This is a genomic window from Arthrobacter sp. 05N429, from assembly GCF_056397045.1.
This window is the reverse complement of the sequence record NZ_JBFTMQ010000007.1, coordinates 1-20,134: the sequence shown is the minus strand read 5'-3', so window position 1 is coordinate 20,134 and position 20,134 is coordinate 1. Positions and strand designations below refer to the sequence as shown.

General features: G+C 66.7%; 13 protein-coding genes and 1 tRNA gene. 4 read left to right on the top strand and 10 right to left on the bottom strand.

Translation table 11 applies throughout. The features are described from left to right. Window positions 1-51 precede the first annotated feature (51 nt). The 10 genes from AC1DF4_RS13050 to AC1DF4_RS13005 form a co-directional block, all read right to left on the bottom strand. Complete coding sequence (locus AC1DF4_RS13050; protein WP_476913295.1) at window positions 52-1,104, bottom strand: 3-isopropylmalate dehydrogenase; 1,053 nt, start codon at window positions 1,102-1,104, stop codon at window positions 52-54. A gap of 152 nt (window positions 1,105-1,256) precedes the next feature. After that, window positions 1,257-2,816 carry a methionine--tRNA ligase gene (gene metG, locus AC1DF4_RS13045; RefSeq protein WP_476913294.1) on the bottom strand — a complete coding sequence of 520 codons (1,560 nt, stop codon included), beginning with the start codon at window positions 2,814-2,816 and terminating at the stop codon, window positions 1,257-1,259. 9 nt (window positions 2,817-2,825) lie between these two features. Then, complete coding sequence (locus tag AC1DF4_RS13040; protein WP_441406547.1) at window positions 2,826-3,593, bottom strand: ABC transporter ATP-binding protein; 768 nt, start codon at window positions 3,591-3,593, stop codon at window positions 2,826-2,828. After that, entirely contained in the window at window positions 3,590-6,379 is a 2,790-nt protein-coding gene (locus tag AC1DF4_RS13035) for an ABC transporter permease (protein WP_476913293.1), read from the bottom strand. Before AC1DF4_RS13035 ends, AC1DF4_RS13040 begins: the two co-directional genes overlap by 4 nt. A 204-nt stretch (window positions 6,380-6,583) precedes the next feature. Beyond that, a complete protein-coding gene (gene serA, locus AC1DF4_RS13030; RefSeq protein WP_476913292.1) occupies window positions 6,584-8,179 on the bottom strand; it encodes a phosphoglycerate dehydrogenase in 1,596 nt (531 codons plus the stop codon). A gap of 112 nt (window positions 8,180-8,291) precedes the next feature. Further along, on the bottom strand, window positions 8,292-9,317 hold the full coding sequence (gene ilvC / locus AC1DF4_RS13025; protein WP_441406550.1) for a ketol-acid reductoisomerase: 1,026 nt from the start codon (window positions 9,315-9,317) through the stop codon (window positions 8,292-8,294). A 118-nt stretch (window positions 9,318-9,435) separates the two neighbouring features. Next, window positions 9,436-9,948 carry an acetolactate synthase small subunit gene (gene ilvN / locus AC1DF4_RS13020; RefSeq protein ID WP_069952167.1) on the bottom strand — a complete coding sequence of 171 codons (513 nt, stop codon included), beginning with the start codon at window positions 9,946-9,948 and terminating at the stop codon, window positions 9,436-9,438. A 2-nt stretch (window positions 9,949-9,950) separates the two neighbouring features. Continuing rightward, window positions 9,951-11,849, bottom strand: a complete 1,899-nt coding sequence (locus tag AC1DF4_RS13015; protein WP_476913291.1) for an acetolactate synthase large subunit — start codon at window positions 11,847-11,849, stop codon at window positions 9,951-9,953. 346 nt (window positions 11,850-12,195) lie between these two features. Further along, window positions 12,196-13,917, bottom strand: a complete 1,722-nt coding sequence (gene ilvD, locus AC1DF4_RS13010; protein ID WP_476913290.1) for a dihydroxy-acid dehydratase — start codon at window positions 13,915-13,917, stop codon at window positions 12,196-12,198. Between the two features lie 128 nt (window positions 13,918-14,045). Then, window positions 14,046-14,984, bottom strand: coding sequence for a LysR family transcriptional regulator (locus AC1DF4_RS13005; RefSeq protein WP_476913289.1), 939 nt, complete (start codon window positions 14,982-14,984; stop codon window positions 14,046-14,048). A gap of 104 nt (window positions 14,985-15,088) precedes the next feature. On the opposite strand from AC1DF4_RS13005, the gene AC1DF4_RS13000 reads away from it, so the two are divergent. The 4 genes from AC1DF4_RS13000 (at window position 15,089) to AC1DF4_RS12985 (ending at window position 19,508) form a co-directional block, all read left to right on the top strand. Next, window positions 15,089-16,222 carry a sunset domain-containing protein gene (locus AC1DF4_RS13000; protein WP_476913288.1) on the top strand — a complete coding sequence of 378 codons (1,134 nt, stop codon included), beginning with the start codon at window positions 15,089-15,091 and terminating at the stop codon, window positions 16,220-16,222. Window positions 16,223-16,273: 51 nt separating this feature from the next. Further along, a complete protein-coding gene (locus AC1DF4_RS12995; protein WP_476913287.1) occupies window positions 16,274-17,494 on the top strand; it encodes a PQQ-dependent sugar dehydrogenase in 1,221 nt (406 codons plus the stop codon). Window positions 17,495-17,611: 117 nt separating this feature from the next. After that, a tRNA-Lys gene (locus AC1DF4_RS12990) sits at window positions 17,612-17,687 on the top strand. A 132-nt stretch (window positions 17,688-17,819) separates the two neighbouring features. Then, entirely contained in the window at window positions 17,820-19,508 is a 1,689-nt protein-coding gene (locus AC1DF4_RS12985; protein WP_476913286.1) for a family 16 glycosylhydrolase, read from the top strand. The last annotated feature ends 626 nt before the right edge of the window (window positions 19,509-20,134 follow it).

Genomic DNA, 20,134 nt, shown 5'->3' with positions numbered 1-20,134 from the left:
CCACGGCAGCATTTTGGTGATTCGAAACAAGCTTACGCCCGTTGGCGGGGCCTACAGGGCGGCGGCGATCGCGTCACCGATTGCGCTGGTGCTGCGCGCTTCGCTACCGCGGCCCGCAACGTCCGCGACGACGGCCGCTTCGATCTTGCGGGCGGCGGCGCCGTAGCCAAGGTGGTCCAGAAGGAGCGCGGCGGAGAGGATGGCCGCCGTCGGATCCGCCTTCTGCTGGCCGGCGATGTCCGGCGCCGACCCGTGGACGGGTTCGAACATGGACGGGGCAGTGCGTTCCATGTTGATGTTGCCCGATGCGGCGAGGCCGATGCCCCCGGTGACCGCGGCGGCCAGGTCGGTGATGATGTCACCGAAGAGGTTGTCGGTGACGATCACGTCGAAGCGTGCCGGGTCGGTGACCATAAAGATCGTGGCGGCGTCGATGTGCAGGTAGTCATGGGTGACCTCGGGGAACTCCTCGGCAACGGCCTCCACAGTGCGCTTCCAGAGGTGCCCGGCGAAGACCAGGACGTTGTGCTTGTGCACGAGCGTGAGCTTCTTGCGCGGGCGGTCGTTGGCCCGGCGGAAGGCGTCCCGGACCACACGCTCCACGCCGTGGGCGGTGTTGAGCGAGACCTCGGTGGCGACCTCGTGCGGGGTGCCGGCGCGCAGGGTGCCGCCGTTGCCCACATAGGGGCCCTCGGTGCCTTCGCGGACCACGATGAAATCGACGTCGCCGGGATGGGCGAGCGGGCTGGCCACTCCCGGGTACAAACGTGAGGGCCGCAGGTTGACGAAGTGGTCCAGGCTGAAGCGCAGCTTGAGCAGGAGTTCACGTTCGATGATGCCGGACGGGATCCGCGTGTCGCCGGGGGCCGCACCGACCGCGCCGAAGAGGATGGCGTCGCGGGTCCGGAGATCGGCGAGGGTTTCCTCCGGCAGGGTCTCCCCCGTTTCGAGCCAGTGCTGGGCGCCGAGCTTGTAGTGGGTCTGCTGCAGCACGATGCCCTCCGCCGCGGCAGCCTTCTCCAAGACCTTCACGGCCTCGGCCGTGACCTCGGGGCCGATGCCATCGCCGGGAATAACGGCCAGATCAATCGTGGATGCGCTCATGTTTTCAGCCTAGCCAAGACATCCACATGCTGGTCAAGTCGTCTCACTATTCGAACGCGTGGCGCGTGGTTAACGACGTCGAGGTGAGACTTCGCGCCGGTGTCATCGAAGGACAGGGGCGCGAAGTCTCACCTCGGCGGGCGTCGGGACGGTTACGCCTCGGCGGGCTCCTCATACTTCGGGAAGACCGGGGCCGGGGCGGGCAGCGCAGTTCCGGCGACGATCGGGGTGCCCAGGGCGGCGAACTCGCGCGGCTCCCCCTCCGGCTGGCCGAGCGTGTCCAGGATGGCCGCCGTCGCCGCCGGCATGACCGGCTGGGCGAGGATGGCGACGATTCGCAGCACCTCGAGGGTCACGTACAGGACGGTGTTCATGCGTTCGACGTCGGTCTTCCGCAGCACCCAGGGCGCCTGCTCGGCGAAGTACGCGTTGGTGTCACCCAGGACGTTCCAGATGGCCTCGAGGGCGCGGCTGAACTCCTGCTTTTCGAACGCGGCGCGGGAAATGTCCAGCAGGCCGTTGGCCTGGCCCAGCAGCGCGGCGTCCTCGGCGGTGAATCCACCCGGAACGGGGACAGCGCCGTCGCAGTTCTTGGCGACCATGGACAGCGAACGCTGGGCCAGGTTGCCGAAGTTGTTGGCGAGGTCCGCGTTCATCCGGCCCACGATCGCGTCGTGGCTGTAGGAGCCGTCAGCGCCGAAGGGCACTTCGCGGAGCAGGAAGAAGCGCACCTGGTCCAGTCCGTACTGGGCAACCCAGTCCGCCGGTGCCACCACGTTGCCGAGCGACTTGGACATCTTGACGCCCTGGTTGTGCAGGAAGCCGTGGATCATGACGCGCCTGGGCAGTTCCAGCCCGGCGGACAGCAGGAACGCGGGCCAGTAGACGGCGTGGAAGCGCGAGATGTCCTTGCCGATCACGTGGACGTCCGCGGGCCAGTACTTCCGGAACAGCTCGGAATCGGTGTTCGGGAACCCGACGCCGGTCAGGTAGTTGGTCAGCGCGTCCACCCAGACGTACATGACATGGTCCGGGTTGCCTGGGACGGGAACGCCCCAGTCGAAGGAGGTCCGGCTGATCGACAGGTCCTCGAGGCCGCCCTTGACGAAGCTGACCACCTCGTTGAACCGGTTGTGCGGCGCGCCGAAGGACGGGTGGTCCGCGTAGAGGGCCAGCAGCCGGTCCTGGTAGGAGGAGAGCTTGAAGAAGTAGCTCTCCTCCTCGGTCCAGGTCACCTCGGTGCCGGTTTCGGACGCGTAGCGGAGGCCGTCGGCCTGCACCTCGGTCTCGTCCTCGACGAAATAGCGCTCGTCGCGGACCGAGTACCAGCCGGCGTACTTGGAGAGGTAGATGTCCCCGTTGGCTTCCATCCGCTGCCAGAGCGCCTTGGCCGCCTCATAGTGGTCGGGGTCCGTGGTGCGGATGAAGCGGCTCAGCGAGATGCCGAGGTCATCGCTCATCTGGCGGAACGCGGCCGAGTTGCGGTCCGCGAGATCCTTGACCGGGATGCCTTCCTTTTCCGCCGTCTGCTGCATCTTCAGGCCGTGCTCATCCGTGCCGGTCATGAAGAAGACGTCGTAGCCGTCCAGGCGCTTGAAGCGCGCCATCGCATCGGTGGCGATCACCTCGTAGGCGTGGCCGATGTGCGGCACGCCGTTGGGGTAGCTGATGGCCGTGGTGATGTAGAACGGGGTTTTTTCGGAAGTGGTCACAGCTTTAACCTAGATCAGTTCGGTGAGGGTATCGCTCTGACGGACAAGTTCGTGGTCATGTGAAGCCACCAGAACGGCGATCCCGTCCGACGTCGTGTCCTTGAGGATGCTGATGATGCGGTTGGCCGCGGACCGGTCCAGGCTCGCGGTCGGCTCATCGACCACCAGCACGCGGGTGCCCAGGATCAGGGCGCGGGCGATCGCCACGCGCTGGCGTTCACCGCCGGAGAGCTGGGCCGGGCGGTGGCGCATGCGCCGGCCCAGGCCCACGAGGTCCAGGAGGTCCTTGGCCATGTCGCGGCGCTTGTCCACCTCGCCGTCGGGCACGGCGGGCAGGAGCACGTTTTCGAGCGCGCTCATCCCGTCGATCAGGGCGCCGCCCTGGTCCACGTAGCCGATGAGGGCGCGGCGGCGGTCGGCGATTTCGTCGTCGCCCATGGTTTCGAGGGAGTCACCCTCCCAGAACACGCGGCCCGACGTCGGCAGGGTCAGGCCCGCGCCGACGGTGAGGATGCTGGTCTTGCCCGAGCCCGAGCGGCCGGCGACGCAGTGCATCTCGCCGGCGTGCAGCGTCATGTTGAAGTCGTCCACCACGTTGACGGCTTCGGCACCGCCCTTGCCGCCGCCGTAGTGGATCGTGATGTTGCTGAGCTCCAACGGCGTGGCGTGGTCGGCGGCCTTCACGATCGTATTGGCGCGCGTCTGGTGGGCGCCGCGGCGGGTGCTTGCCGTCATTCGCTCGTGAGCCTCACGGTCAAGGTTCAGGTCGTTGTTCATCGGACCACTTTCGTTGCAATCGGAATCCAGCAAAGTACGGCCACGAGCCCGGCGATAGCGGCCCAGAGCGCGGCATAGGGGGCGAGGAGAAGGCCGACGCCCAGGGCGCCGAGGATACCCAGCGGCAGCGCAACCGTCCCCACCATGGCATTTTCGAAGAGGCGGACCTGGCCCAGCATGTCCGGGTTCCAGCCCATGGCCTGCAGCGTGCCGAGGTACTGCCGCTTGGCCTGCAGCTCGAAGCGGCCGGTGACCATGGTCAGCAGCAGGCCGACGGCGACGCCGGACAGTCCAAGGATGATGCTTGGCAGAGCAATGGACGTGGCAGCCAGCCCGCTGAGCGCGCTCGCACCGGCGGCGCGGGGAATGTCGATCAGCAGGGCCACCATGCCGCCGACCGCTGCCGCGAAGACGCCGACGGCGACGGCCAGGGAGATGGTGTTGAACTTGTTGGTGCTCAACTGGCGGTTGGCGAACGTCAGCGGCGAGTCCACGGCGATGAGGCGTTCATCGTGCTGCGGCTCCTGGTCCACCACCTCGCGGTGGCGCAGCTGCTGCGCGGCGAAGAATGCCGCGCCGGCGTAAAGCACCAGCACGGAGGCCGAGACGATCGCCGTGGCCGGGTTCCAGCTGACCAGGCTCAGGACGATTCCGGCGATGGCCAGCAGGGCAGCCCCCACACCGAATTCGGCGAGCACCCAGGACCGGATCCGGCGCTGGGTCCAGCCCATGGCGCGCAGGGTTCCGGCCTCGGTGCGGCGTTTCCGGACATAGCTCACGGTTGAGGCGCCGGTCAGCAGGGCGGCACCGCAAAGGGTCAGGAAGAGCAGGGTCAAGTTGGTCGCGGTAAGGGAACCGGAGACGGCGTCCGCGGCGTCCTGGCGGACCCACGACTGCTGCACGGTGCCGAGCGGGGACTCCTTGCCGGCGTCGTCCTTGGAGTAGCCGGGGACAAAGATGCTGGCGTCCTCACGGGCCGAGCCGGCCACAACGGTTGCCTGCAGGCCCATGTCGCGGATCTCGTTGGCGAGCTTCTCCACCTCGGGCTGGGCTTCCTTCCAGCTGCCGGGCACCTTGGCGCGGATGCGGACGGCGTCGATCACGGCGGCGTTGTCCTCGTAGCCGCGGGCGGCGGCGAGGCCGTAGTAGTCGGTGATGGCGCCGGCGGACTGGCTGGCCAGGCCCGTGGCGCTGAGCGAGGGCTTGAGCTCGGTGTTCTCGACGTCCTTGCCGGAGGCGTCCTTGGTGAGCGTGAACGGTGTGGGGTCATAGCCGCCCAGGGGCAGGCGGTTGACGTCGCCGGCCGCCTCCTTGACCTGCTCGGCGTCGAACGTGCCGTAGACCATGGCCAGCGGCGTGGCGAGCTTCTTGCCTGTTTCAAGGTCTGAGCGGTAGGAGCGCTCGTCGACGGGCTTGCGCTGGGTCTGGTCCACAGGGGCGCCGTTGGCGGATTTCTCCGGGAGGCGGTTCACGGTGACCCAGTCGCCGGGGGTGGCGCTCTTGTCCACGGCGCCGTTGCCGGCTGTCGCGCCGTCCGTGTACTTCGGGGCGGACGCGAAGTCCGTGCTCCAGGTGGCGGGGTTGTAGAGGCCCTGGCTGAAGCTTCCGGTGTCGCCGAGCAGCTGTGTGAGATCTTTGGACCCGGGCCAGGCCAGGGCGAACGGAGACTTGGAAACGAACGGCAGGTAGTCCTTGTCCAGCGAGCGGGTCACGGTCCCGACGTCCTTGGTGACGTTGCCGGAGGCGTCGATTTCCTCGATCTTAACGGAGTACTTGAGGTCAAGGGAGGTGCCGGAACGGACAATCAGCGGAATCGCCTGTGAGTCTTCGGTCAGCAGGCCGTTGCGCTTGGCCTGCTGGTACTGGCTCATCAGAGGCGCCCAGTACTTGAGCTTGACGCCGAGGAAATCGGGGCCTTCCTTCAGTTCGTCCATGCCGATGCCGGTGGTGAAGAGGCTTTCGAAGTGGCGGCCGATCGCGCCGGCGTTGCGGGCGTCGGCGGGCGGTGCCTTCTCCAGCGGGGCGAGGAAGTCACCGGCGCTGCCCAGCAGGGCGCGCTCGGAGACGGGGTCGACGGCGACGACGGATTCCGTCACCTGCGGGGCGAGCGGAAGCGAGACGGCGAGGTTGAAGAGGTTGTGCTCGGAGCCGCCGGCCGGGGCCGGGAACTTGATGCCGGTCTCCCCCGCCGGGCCCTCGATGCGGACGTTCTTGCCGCCGGCCACCTGCTCCTCAATGAGCTGCGCCTTGCCGAGGGATCCTTCGGCCGTGGTCTTAAACAGGGTGTGATCGGACTGGCCGTCGGAGCTGACAGCGCTTGCGGTGAGCCGGTACGATTTGGGCTTGTCGGACAGGACCGACTCCGCGGCCGGCCATTTGCTCGGATCGGTGGCACTGGGGTCCCCGGCGGTGCCGGCGAGTCCGGCGTTGAAGCCGAGGTAGTCGGTGGCCTCCAGGCGCGGCGACTCGAGGTTCTGGGTGACGCGCGAGACGAGGCTGATCGGGGCCGCCACGGACGTGCCGGAGAGCTTGCGGAGGGAGTCCAGCTGCTCGAAGCTGATGCCGCCCTGGCCGGCCGCGATTTCCGGCTGCATGAGCCCGCCGTCGTCAGCGGCCTTGGCCTGGACGAGTACGTCGTAGAGCCCCCGCGAATTCTGGTCAACGGTCCGGTTCAGGGCAGCCTGCGACTGGCCCTGGACGAGGACCGAAAGGCACATGGCCACGATCAAAATGGACGCGGTCAGCAGAAGCACTCTGCTTCTGATGAACCTCTGGACGGCGTTCATTGGGCTCCTGAAAGCTGGATTGCGTGCGCACACCACAGTTCATTCCACGCGGAATTGAAGGCGTCCCCTGCCGGGTGTGCAAAAGTAAAGGCCGGGCTGCCGGCCGGATCCGAAATTCGGACGTAGCCATTGTACGCAGACCAGCCATGCGTTCGCGGACACCGGCGGCGGTCAGTCCCGCCGCCGGTGTCCGCGGTGAAGACATCAGTCCTCGAGATCGACCTCGCGCACCATGTCGGCGCCGATTCCGGCCTTGATGGCGTCCAGGACCTGCTGCGGAACGGAGCTGTCGATGGTCAGCAGGGCGAGCACCTGGCCGCCCTCGTCCTGCCGCGCCACCTGCATGCCGGCGATGTTGATGTTGTTCATGCCGAGGATGTGCCCGATGGTGCCGATCACGCCGGGGCGGTCGGAGTAGGCGACCACCACAAGGTGTTCGCTGATCGGGATCTCCACCTCGAAGCCGTTGATCCCCACGAGCTTCTGGACCTGCTTGGGTCCGGTCAGGGTTCCGGCCACGGAGATCTGCGTGCCGTCGCTCAGGGCGCCGCGCAGGGTCAGGACGTTGCGGTACGACTCGGTGTCCGGCGTCGTGATGAGGCGGACGTTGATGCCGCGCTGCTCGGCGATCACGGGGGCGTTGACGTAGGAGACCTGCTCGGTCACGACGTCGGCGAAGATGCCCTTGAGCGCCGCGAGTTCCAGGACCTTGACATCGAGCGAGGAGATCTCCCCTGCCACCTCGACGTCGAACTGCGTGAGGGAGGCGTGGGTCAGCGCGGTGAAGATGCGGCCCAGCTTTTCAATCAGCGGGATGCCGGGGCGGACGTCCGGGGCGATGACGCCGCCGGCGACGTTGACGGCGTCGGGGACCAGTTCGCCCGCCAGGGCCAGGCGGACGGACTTGGCGACGGAAACGCCGGCCTTCTCCTGGGCCTCGTCAGTGGAGGCGCCCAGGTGCGGGGTCACCACCACGTTGTCGAGTTTGAAGAACGGCAGGTCGGTGCTGGGTTCCTTATGGAACACGTCGATGCCGGCGCCGGCGATGTCACCGGCTTGCAGCGCGGTATAGAGGGCTTCCTCGTCCACCAGGCCGCCTCGGGCGACGTTGACGACGTATGCCGTGCTCTTCATCTTCTTGAAGGCGTCGGCGCCGAGCATGCCGACGGTTTCCGGGGTCTTGGGCATGTGGATGGTGATGAAGTCCGACTGCGCAAGGAGCTCGTCGAGGGTCACCAGCTGGACGCCGAGCTGGGCGGCCCGGGCCGAGGTGATATAGGGGTCGTACGCGAGGATCTTGGTGTCGAAGCCCTTCAGGCGAGCCGCGACCAGGGCGCCGATCCGGCCCAGGCCGATGATGCCGATCTTCTTCTCGAAGAGTTCGATGCCGGTGTACTTGGAGCGCTTCCACTCGCCGTCCTTGAGCGCGGCACTGGCCTGCGGGATGTGGCGGGCGAGGCTCAGGATGTGGCCGACCGTCAGTTCCGCGGCGGAGACGATGTTCGAGGTGGGTGCGTTCACCACCATGACGCCGGCCTGGGTGGCGGCCTTGATGTCGACATTGTCGAGGCCGACGCCTGCGCGGGCGATCACCTTGAGGTTCTTCGCGGCGGCGATGGCTTCGGCGTCCACCTGGGTGGCGGAGCGGACCAGGATCGCGTCGACGTCGGCGATCGCAGAGAGCAGCTGGGAACGGTCCGCGCCGTCGGTCTGGCGGATTTCAAAGTCCGGGCCAAGGGCGTCGATCGTGGCGGGCGAAAGTTCCTCAGCGAGGAGTACTACAGGTTTGGTGCTTGTCACCGGTGACCTCTTTAGCTCTCTTGTATAACAGGCGTGGATTTTGGTGCGGGTGGTGCAGAAAAGCAGGGAAGCCGGACCCCAGTTGGTGTCCGGCTCCCCTGCCGGTCAGTGCCTAGCGGGCCACTGAGCCTTCGGTGTAGTCGTCTTCGTTCTTGATCCAGGAGAACAGCTTGCGCAGTTCCCGGCCGGTGGCCTCGATCGGGTGGTCCTCACCCTTCTTGCGGAGCGCCTTGAACTCGGGGGCGCCGGCGTCCTGGTCGTCGATGAAGCGCTTGGCGAAGGTGCCGTCCTGGATGTCCGCCAGGACAGCCTTCATGTTTTCCTTCACGTCCGGGGTGATGACGCGCGGGCCGGAGACGTAGTCGCCGTACTCGGCGGTGTCGGAGACGCTCCAGCGCTGCTTGGCGATGCCGCCTTCGACCATGAGGTCGACGATGAGCTTGAGCTCGTGCAGCACCTCGAAGTAGGCAACCTCGGGCTTGTAGCCGGCCTCGGTGAGGGTCTCGAAGCCGTACTGGATCAGCTGGGAGGCGCCGCCGCAGAGGACAGCCTGCTCGCCGAAGAGGTCCGTTTCGGTCTCTTCGGTGAAGGTGGTCTCGATGACGCCGGCGCGGGTGCCGCCGATGGCCTTGGCGTAGGACAGTGCCAGTTCCCTGGCCTTGCCGGACGGGTTCTGCTCGACGGCGATCAGGTCCGGCACGCCGCGGCCGGCTTCGAACTCGCGGCGGACGATGTGGCCCGGGCCCTTGGGCGCAACGAGGGCGACGTCGACGTCGGCCGGCGGCTGGATGTAGCCGTAGCGGATGTTGAAGCCGTGGCCGAAGAACAGGGCGTCGCCGGCCTGCAGGTTCGGGGCGATGTCCTCGGCGTAGACGTGGCGCTGGACCTGGTCCGGGGTGAGGACCATGATCAGGTCGGCTTCGGCGACCGCGGCGGCGACGTCGAGGACGCGCAGGCCCTCGGCCTCGGCCTTGGCGCGGGACTTCGAGTCGGCCTTCAGGCCGACGCGGACGTCAACACCGGAATCGCGCAGGCTGAGGGCGTGGGCGTGGCCCTGGGAGCCGTAACCGATGACGGCGACGGTGCGGCCCTGGATGATCGACAGGTCGGCGTCGTCGTCGTAGAACATTTCAGTCACTGGGGTGTCTCCTTTTGAGTGGATTCTTGGGTGGTGCTTGTCGGTGAAATTTTTGTAAATGCTGCTGTGGTGCTGCGGCAGGGCCTGTTCGCGCCGGGGTCTCCCCCTAGGCTGGGTTCTACGCGGAGCGTAGGGCCCTGTCGCTCATGGAGCGGGATCCCCGCCCAACGGCCAAAGTGCCGGACTGCACGATTTCGCGGATGCCGAAAGGCTCAAGCACTGAGAGCAGCGCCGTGAGCTTTTCCGGGTGGCCCGTTGCCTCAATGACCACCGACTCTGTGGAGACGTCGACCACTGATGCGCGGAACAGGTCTGCAGCCTGGGTAACCTGCAGCCGTGTTGCGGCATCCGCACGTACCTTGACCAGGATGTGGTCACGCTGTACGGAAGATTCGGAGGTGAGCTCGACGATTTTGATCACGTTGACCAGCTTGTTCAGCTGCTTGGTGATCTGTTCGATGAGCTCGCCGTCGGCGTCGACGACGACGGTCATCCGGGACATGCCCGGAACTTCCGTCGGGCCGACGGCCAGGGAGTTGATGTTGAAGGCCCGGCGGGCGAAGAGGCTGGCGACGCGGGTCAGCACACCGGGCTTGTCTTCGACCAGAACGGACAGTGTGTGGCGGGTCATGTTCAGTCCTCCTCTTCCCATTCCGGGGTCATGTTGCGGGCAACCTGGATCTGGTCGTTGCTGACTCCGGCGGGGACCATCGGCCACACCATGGAGTTGGGGCTCACGACGAAATCAATGACCACCGGGCGGTCGTTGATCTCCAGGGCCTTCTGGATGGTGGCGTCGATGTCCTCGTCGCGTTCGCAGCGGAACGAGGCACAGCCATAGGCGTCCGCCAGCTTGACGAAGTCCGGGATCCGGACCGTGTCGTGGCCGGTGTTGAGGTCGGTGTTGGAGTAACGGCCCTCGTAGAAGAGGGTCTGCCACTGTCGCACCATACCCAGCGAGGAGTTGTTGATGATGGCGACCTTGATCGGGATCTTGTTGATCGCGCAGGTGGCCAGTTCCTGGTTGGTCATCTGGAAGCAGCCGTCGCCGTCGATCGCCCACACCACGCGGTCAGGGTTGCCCACCTTGGCCCCCATGGCGGCCGGTACGGCGTAGCCCATGGTGCCGGCCCCGCCGGAGTTCAGCCAGGCGTGCGGGCGTTCGTACTTGATGAACTGCGAGGCCCACATCTGGTGCTGTCCCACGCCGGCCACGTAGACGCCTTCGGGGCCGGTGAGGGCGCCGATGCGTTCGATCACACGCTGCGGGGCGCTGAGCCCGTCGTCGGGTTCGGTCCAGCCCAGCGGGTAGGTCTCCTTGAGGTTATTCAGGAAGGCCCACCAGTTGGTGTAGTCCGGGGTGCCGGAGACGGCGAACAGGGCGCGCAGGGCGTCGCTGAGTTCCGGGATGATCTCCTTGACCGAGCCCACGATCGGCACGTCGGCGGTGCGGTTCTTGGAGATCTCGGCCGGGTCGATGTCCGCGTGGATGACCTTGGCGTTCGGGGCGAAGGACTTCAGCACGCCCGTTACCCGGTCATCGAAGCGGGCCCCGAGGGTGATGAGCAGGTCGGACTGCTGCAGGGCGGTCACGGCCGAGACCGTGCCGTGCATGCCGGGCATTCCGACGTGCTGCGGGTGCGAGTCCGGGAAGACGCCGCGGGCCATCAGGGTGGTGACCACGGGGGCGCCGGAGAGCTCCGCGAGCTCCAGCAGTTCCGCCGAGGCGTGCGCCTTGACGACGCCGCCGCCTACGTAGAGCACGGGCTTGCTGGCTGCCGCGATGAGCCGTGCGGCTTCGCGGACCTGCTTGTTGTGGCCACGGACCACCGGGTGATACCCGGGCAGGTCCACCTTCGGCGGCCAGGAGAAGGTCATCTGGCCCTGCTGGGCGTCCTTGGCGACGTCCACCAGGACGGGGCCCGGGCGGCCGGTCGAGGCAAGGTGGAATGCCTCGGCCATCACGTGCGGGATGTCATTGGGGTCGGTCACCAGGAAGGAATGCTTCGTGATCGGCATGGTGATGCCGACGATGTCCGCTTCCTGGAAGGCATCGGTGCCGATGACCCCGCTGGAGACCTGGCCGGTGATGGCCACAATCGGCACGGAATCCATGTGGGCGTCCATGATGGCGGTAACGAGGTTGGTGGCACCCGGACCCGAGGTGGCGATGCAGACGCCGACCCGTCCGGTAACCATGGCGTAGCCTTGCGCGGCGTGGCCGGCTCCCTGTTCGTGACGGACCAGAACGTGGTTCATTCGGGAAGCCATCAAGGGGTCATAGGTGGGCAGGATCGCGCCACCGGGCAAACCAAAAATATCCTCCACGCCGAGTTCTTCGAGCGAGCGGACAATTGCTTGTGAACCGGTCATCACCGTCGGGGGTACGACGTTGTTCGGTCCAAGGACAGGAGAGACGGCAGCAGTGTCAACGCCGGCGTCGGCCGGGCGTTCGACGCGTTCAGAAGCCTTGGGGGCTCCAGCGGACTTTGTGGCCATCAGCGAGGGGCTGATCGGCGATCCTTTGCTCATCGGACTCTTCCTTAGTGGATCTACAGTGGGATCTTCGGTGATCGTGGAACTGCTGGAACTGCGTGATGCTGGTGTTACCGGTGGTGCGGAAATAAAAAAACCCCTCAGCCTTACGGCTCTTCGAGGGGTTTGCGCGTGACGGTTCGTTACCAGTTGCGGCTATTGAGCCACGCGCTTGGTAAGTACGACGACTGCGACGCCGGCGGTAACGATCTCGATCATGCGTTCAGTTTTCCCTCTTAGTGAGACACGTGTCAACGAGCGCCGCTCGTGTCTCACTATCTGGACTCCGTCGTCCACCTGCTGGGACCCGGGAGGCGGCGCGAACCGCCTCCCGGGTCCGCGATCACCCGCAGTACGCGCCGGTGGAGGCGCTGTGGACGAGCTTGGCGTACTTGGCGAGCACACCCTTGGTGAACTTGGCCGGGAGCGGCTCCCAGTCGACCTTGCGGGCTTCGAGCTCGGCCTCGTCTACCAGGAGGTCGAAGCTGCGGGCGGCGATGTCCACGCGGATCCGGTCGCCGTCCTGGACGAAGGCGATGGGGCCGCCGTCGACGGCTTCCGGGGCGACGTGGCCGATGCAGAGACCGGTAGTGCCGCCGGAGAAGCGGCCGTCGGTCAGCAGCAGCACGTCCTTGCCGAGGCCCGCGCCCTTGATGGCGCCGGTGATGGCGAGCATTTCGCGCATGCCCGGGCCGCCCTTGGGGCCTTCGTAACGGATGACGACGACGTCGCCGGCCTTGATCTGGCCCTTGTCGAGTGCATCCAGGGCACCCTGTTCGCGTTCGAAGACGCGGGCGGTGCCCTCGAAGACATCGGCGTCGAAGCCTGCGCTCTTCACGACGGCGCCCTCGGGAGCCATCGTGCCGTGCAGGATCGTGATGCCGCCGGTCTTGTGGATCGGGTTGTCCATGGCGCGGAGGATCTTGCCGTCCAGGTCCGGCGGGTTGATCGCCGCAAGGTTCTCCGCGACGGTCTTGCCGGTGACGGTGAGGCAGTCGCCGTGCAGCAGGCCGGCGTCGAGCAGCGCCCGCATGATGACCGGCACGCCGCCGATCTTGTCGACGTCCGTCATGACGTAGCGGCCGAACGGCTTGAGGTCACCCAGGTGCGGGATCTTGTCGCCGATGCGGTTGAAGTCGTCCAGCGTCAGCTCGACCTCCGCCTCGCGGGCAATGGCGAGCAGGTGCAGCACGGCGTTGGTGGAGCCGCCGAAGGCCATGGTCACGGCGATGGCATTTTCGAACGCCTTCTTGGTCATGATGTCGCGGGCGGTGATGCCCTTGCGCAGGAGGTTGACCACGGCCTCGCCGGACTTGCGGGCAAACTCGTCGCGGCGGCGGTCCGCGGAGGGCGGCGCGGCCGAGCCCGGCAGGGACATGCCGAGCGCCTCGCCGATGCAGGCCATTGTGTTGGCCGTGTACATGCCGCCGCAGGCGCCTTCACCCGGGCAGATTGCCTTTTCGATCCGGGTGAGGTCCTCCATGCTCATCTTTCCGGCGGCGCAGGCGCCCACGGCTTCGAAGGCGTCGATGAGGGTGACTTCCTTTTCGGAGCCGTCCTCCAGCTTGACCCAGCCGGGCATGATGGAGCCGGCGTAGAGGAAGACGCTCGCGAGGTCCAGGCGGGCGGCCGCCATGAGCATGCCCGGCAGCGACTTGTCGCAGCCGGCCAGCAGCACGGAGCCGTCGATGCGCTCGGCCTGCATGACGGTTTCGACAGAGTCCGCGATGACTTCGCGGGACACCAGGGAGAAGTGCATGCCCTCGTGGCCCATGGAGATGCCGTCCGAGACGGAAATCGTGCCGAACTGCATCGGGAACCCGCCGCCGGCGTGCACGCCTTCCTTGGCGCCCTGGGCCAGCCGGTTCAGGGAGAGGTTGCAGGGAGTGATTTCATTCCACGAGCTCGCGACGCCGATCTGGGGCTTGGCGAAGTCATCGTCACCCATGCCGACCGCCCGGAACATTCCGCGCGCGGGCGCGGCGTGGATTCCGTCGGTGACGACCCGGCTGCGGGGCTTGATGTCCGGCGTGGCGGCTGTCGCTGTTTTGGTGTCCTCACTCATGGGTGAAAGTCTAGGGCTCCGCCACAGGGGGCAACGACCCCAATGCGAGCATTAAGCGGAAAACCGGGAATGTTTCGATCAAATAGTGGACTATCGTCTCACCTGATGGACTCAGGTCCTTCGGATGCTCAGTTCAGGTGAGCGGCGTCACGCAGCTCGGGCGCCTCGGCGACGGACTGCGCTTCGGCCTTGAGCAGGGTGAGCACCTGCTGGATGGTGGTCCTGGCTGCGACGTCCGGACGCGCCAGGGCAACAATGCTGCGGCTGGCCTTGACCCCGGCCAGCGGGCGCAGCACGAAGCCCCTCCCCTGGTTTTTTAGGGCCGTATAGCGCGGCAGCAGGCTAAGCCCATGCCCGGCGCTGACGAGGGCTTCAAGGACCCGCAGATCAGGGAACAGCTGGGCGCGGACTGCTTGGGAATCGGCCTGCACTTCGATCTGGCGGAGCACCGTGTCGAACGGGAACCCCTCCGGCACGCCCATCCACGGGAATCCGATCACGTCGGCAGCGCGGAGCGTCTCCTTGCCGGCCAGCGCGTGGCCCTCGGGGATTGCGACATCGAGGGGCTCGTCCAGGAGCGGCACCACTGTCAGTCCCAGCCGGGCAAAGACGTCTGGCCCGTCGACGCTGTGTGCCAGCACAATGTCATAGTCGGCCGTCAATCCCGCGAAGCCGGCCACGTTGGGATCCTCGAAGTGCGCCTGGAAGCGGAGACCGTCGATGGCTTTGACGCGGTGCAGGAGACCGGGAAGGAACATCTCGGCGGCGCTCGGGAAGAACGCGGCCTTGACGTGCGTCTGCCAGCCGCGCCGGTAGGTGTCAATGGTGGCCTCCGCCCGGGCCATGGCAGTAGAAACCTCGGCGGCCGCCCCTGCCATGGCGAGCCCGGCCTCGGTGAGGCGCACTCCCCGGCCCGACTTTTCTATCAGGACTACTCCCAGCTCATCCTGCAGGGTCTTGAGCTGCTGCGAGACAGCGGAGGGTGTGACCCTCATTGCCTCGGCCGTGGCCCCGACCGTGCCGCGGTCAGCCAGTTCCCGGAGAATCCGCAGTCTCTTGAAATCCATGAACAGAGGCTACAGGGCGGGCGGCCAGGAGGGTGGACAGCCCCCTCAGGCGGACGTACCGTCAAACAACGGCAACCTTGCCTTGTGGATAGAAGGGCACTGCTATGGATTGGATCATCTGGCTCGTCGTTATCGTGGCGATTGTCGCCGTCGTCTGGTGGCTCCTCAACCGCAACAGCTCCCGCGGCTCCGCAGGCTCAGCCGGTTCAAAGACCGGGGCGGGGGCCGCCGGCACCGACGATTCCACACCTCCCCACCTGCACGACGCCGACCACGGCCCCAGCCACCGCGGAGCCCTGTCCGGCGGCGGTTCCTCCCCGTCAGCGGCGGCGGCCGGACTCGCCTGGATGCCTGCGTCCGCGGGCTTTAACCACGCGGAACCAGGAGCCGAACCCGAACCCGCCCCCGACCCCGTTGCCGAGGCCGAGGACCGGGCAGCCGTCGAGGCGCACATGAAGGCCCGGGCGGCGGCGGCGGCTGCCGCAGCCGAGATATCGGGCGCAGGGGCGGGCGCTGGATCCGCTCACGCTGCTGAAGCAGCGCCGGCCGAAGCCGCCTCGGCCGAAAGCCCCGAGTGGGAAACCCAGTGGTCCGAGACGCCGCCGGCCGAACCGCATGCGGCCGTTCACCCGGAACCCGTTCACGGCGCCGGTGCACCCGCCGCCGGCGCCGCTGTTGCGGGTGCCGCGGCCGGTACGGCGGCAGTGGCAGCGGCCGGCGTTCCCGTGCACCACCCTGAGTACACTGAGCCCCACGCCCCGACCCTCCCCGGCGCCGAATCCGCTGCGGCCGAGGCGGAGGCTGCGGCAGCAGCTGATGACAGGGTCGCCGCGGGAGCCGGGGCAGGCAAGACCGGCGGGCCGGCAACGCCGCCGTCGCCGGCAATGACAGAATCCCCCCTCGCCGAGGCCGAGACCCGGCAGACCGCCATGTCCTCGGCCGCGTCCGAAACGGCTGCCAGCCACGAGGCTGCACCCGCCGAGCCCGCCGAACCGGCCGAGCCCGCCGAACCCACCGGTCACCTCGCGGCCGAGCAGCCATATGGCGAGGGCTCGGCGGCACCAGCCGCCGACGGCAGCGGACCTGAAGGCTTCACCGTCAAGGGCAACGCCTCGTCAATGATCTACCACGACGAGACCAGCCCCGCCTTCGAGGAAACCCGCGCCGAGGTCTGGTTCCTGTCCGCTGCCCACGCCGAGGCCGCGGGCTTCCGGCCGCCGCGCCGGACGCGGCAGTAGGAACGCGTGGGGGCTGCCAAGGAGCGCAGTACGGGTCGGGACCACGACTGGGTGAGACCAGCGGCAGGGCGTCGTGGAACAGCCGCTTTCCGCGCCCTGCCTCCGGTCCACCGGTCCGCCGGCCCAAGAGGCTGGGTTGGACTGGCGGCCGCCGTCGCGATCCTGCTGGGCGGTTGTACGTCCGGCGGCAACTCCGCTCCTGGTGACACCGCTCCTGCCGGTACCGCTCCCCCGGCGGGCAGCGAATCCGCGACCCCCGGCGCGCCGGGATCCAGCGCCTCCGGGGGCGCGCCGGGCGTGGGCCAGCCGACGGTTGTCGAACAGATCGGGGCCGAACTGCAGGTGCCGTGGTCCACTGTCTTCCTGCCGGACGGCACGGCCGTCATTTCCGAGCGGGAGAGCGCCCAGCTCCGGACCATCGCGCCCGGCGCAGGCGGGGGCCGGGCCGGCACGCTCGGGAAGGTGCCCGACGTCGTTCCGGACGGCGAAGGGGGGCTGTTGGGGCTGGCGGTGTCCCCGGACTTCGCCGCGGACCGGTACCTCTACGCCTACTTCACCGCCGCCGGCGACAACCGGATTGCGCGGCTGCGCCTCGAGGAGAGGGAGGGGAAGCTGCAACTGGGTGCCCCGGAGGTCATCTTCAGCGGGATCCCCAAGGCCCGAACGCACAACGGAGGGCGGATCCGGTTCGGCCCGGACACTTACCTGTACGTCGGCACCGGCGACTCGCAGCGCCGCGGCCAGCCCCAGGACCAGAATGCTCTCGGCGGCAAGATCCTGCGCATCACGCCTGAGGGTCGGCCCGCCCCGGGCAATCCCTTCGGCGACAACCCGGTGTACAGCCTGGGCCACCGCAACGTCCAGGGACTCGCCTGGGACAGCGCCGGCCGGCTGTGGGCGAGCGAATTCGGGCCCGACGTCGACGACGAGCTCAACCTGATCGTGCCCGGCGGCAACTACGGCTGGCCGGACGTCACGGGCGCACCGCACCGCGCCGGCTTCCTGGACGCGAAGGTGGTGTGGCCGTCGACGGCAGAATCCTCGCCCAGCGGCCTCGAAATCGTCGGCGACACGGCCTACCTTGGAGCGCTTCGCGGCCAAAGGTTGTGGCAGGTTCCCTTGAACGGCGAATTCGCCGGCGAACCTGTGGGCTATTTCACACGGCTGTACGGGAGGATCAGGGACGTTTCCCTGGCTCCGGACGGCCGCCTATGGGTGCTCAACAACAACAAAAACCCCGATTCTGTGCTGGTTTTGGCGCTCCCCGGGTAGTGGCGTCGAGTACGGCTCCGCCCGATTTCACACGCCGCCCAAACTCGTGTAGAGTTTCATGTCGTTGCGGAGAACAACGCGGGAACAAAAAGACCGCGAAGAACGAAAACAACAGATGCACCTCTAGCTCAACTGGCAGAGCAATTGACTCTTAATCAATGGGTTCCGGGTTCGAGTCCCGGGGGGTGCACCAACAACGAAACCCCGTCTTCACTGGCTGAGAGCCATGAGGGCGGGGTTTTGTTTTGCCCGCAATTCCACGAGCCGAAACATCTGGGCGCGATTCCATAGGCATCCTCGCCGCAGGACCCATATCATCTGACGTATGGGTAGACGAATTTTCGCTATGGGGGTGGCGGCAATCCTACTGGCAGGCTGCACGGCGCCTCCTCCGCCGCAGCCGCCAGTAACCACGGCGGCGCCGTCCGCCACAGCCGCTTCAGCCGCGCCGACGCCTACTACGCTAACGTCACCGACAGGCTCGGCCGCGACAGACTTTAACTGGGGCGCGCCGACCGCTGGTGACGAGTTCGACTATGTCGGCGCACCGGACGCCGCGAAGTGGTCCGTGTACGACAGCGTCGGGCACGCGGGAAATGGCATTCGGAGTCCCCAGCAGGTCACGGTAGACGGTTCCAAAATGGTCATTACCGGAACACCGGACGGTACGACCGCTGGAATAAGCGCGAAGTTTGGAAGGCAGCAGTACGGCCGGTGGGAGGTCCGCGCCGCGGCCTCGGGTGACAATGAGTACCATATGGTGGCGCTCCTGTGGCCTGACAGCAGGAATTGGCCGTGTGACGGTGAAATTGACTACGCGGAGACGTCTGGTGACTGGAGCACCATCAAGTTTTTCCACCACTATTCGTGTGCGAATTCGGCGACGTCGGCGTCCACGGCGGTGGACGTTACCCAGTTCCACAACTATGCACTTGACTGGTCTCCGAATGGGGTCGTCGGCTACATCGATGGTGTGAAGTGGTTTGAGGACAATGACCCAGCGCACCAGCCCCCTGGCCCGATGCACCAGACGCTACAACTGGACTGGTTCCCGGACGGCACCGAAAACGGGGCCGGCGAAATGCGGGTGGATTGGGTTCGCGTCTATGAGGCAGCTCCCCCTCTCCCGGCGCCATCCGGTGAGTCGTTTGAGTTCGCCGCCGCCGGGGATGTGAACCCTTCGGGTAACACGTCGGCCACGTCAAACAGTGGAAAGAACGCGGCTAGCATCATCGCCGGTCTCAACGACGGTTCGCTGGATAACTTCCTTGCGCTGGGCGATTTCCAGTATGACAAGGGCACTTGTTCCGCGCTCGAGGCCTACAACCAGTTGTGGGGTCCGGCTAAGGCCAAGACGTACTGGACCGCTGGCCCGAATCATGATGTTGAACCCGGCCGGAGTGACGTTGACCGGTACATGGATGGGCAGTGCGTGTCAACGGAGAAGAGCGCGACTAACTCAGATCTGGGACGGTTCCAGGACGCTCTTGAATGGTATTCGTTCGATAAGGGCAACTGGCATGTTCTTGTAGCGCCGACGGCCACATGGCGTTATAACTCTAAGCGTGCCGAGGCGATGACCTCGGAGATGGATGCCGACCTGAAAGCGGCGAAGGCCGCTGGAAAGCACCTGGCGGTTATGCTGCATGATCCGTATTTCACCAGCAACACGGCGAGCCATACCCGCTTCTCTAAGGTGAAGCCGTGGATTGATGTGTTCTGGACGAACCGCGTTCGCATATTGCTGTCCGGCTCACAGCACAATTACGAGCGGACCTGCGCGATTAACAACGAGGACCAGTGCGTTGCGGACGGGATGCAGCAATTTCAGGTGTCTACTGGTGGAATCGACCTCCGGGAGTTCACCAGCAACCCCTCCTACGTGGAGCGGAGGTTCAACGACACCTGGGGTCACCTGCGCATGAGCCTCAAGGCTGACGGCTCCTATACATGGGAGTTCCGTCCCGTTTCCGGCGGAATGCAGACTGACAGCGGGTCTCGCGGCCCAAGCTAATTACTCGGTTACGATCACCGCCCGTTCCGGCACTGACATTGATACCTTCACCATGCCCGGCGGCGACCACAGGCAGCTTGTCGTGCTGGGCAATCACAGGGTGTGAGGGAGCCACATTACGCGCCAGAGGCCGTGCCTCCACATCACCGGCTATCACGCCGGGCCGGAGGTGGCCTGGGCTTCCCAACAAAACCTGGCCGGCTTCCCGCCCTGCCAGATACCGGGGGCCGCCAGGCTGCCCCGGCCGGGGCCGAGTACGCCAGGAACACCCCGATCTGGCAGCTCTCCCCCCGGCCCGCGGTGCCTGAATGCCGGCGCACGACTCCGGCTCAGGCGCCGCCCTCCACGGGACAGCCGGGCGCGTCGATGTTCAGGGTCCCACCGGGACCGCCCACCTGGTTGTTGGCACAGGCGGACAGGTCATCCCGCACAGCGTCCCGGGTCCAAATCGGTCATCGAGGGCAGCGCTTTTATGCCACCTCGTTGTGCAGGAATGCGGGGAGTATGTTGCCGGGGTGGCGGGGGTCTTCGTCTGACACGCCGAGGTGGAGGTCGCTGAGGAGCCGCCACTGCGCCGGGAGGCTCATGCGAGCAGTCCGAGCACGCGGGGAACGAAGAGGAGCACG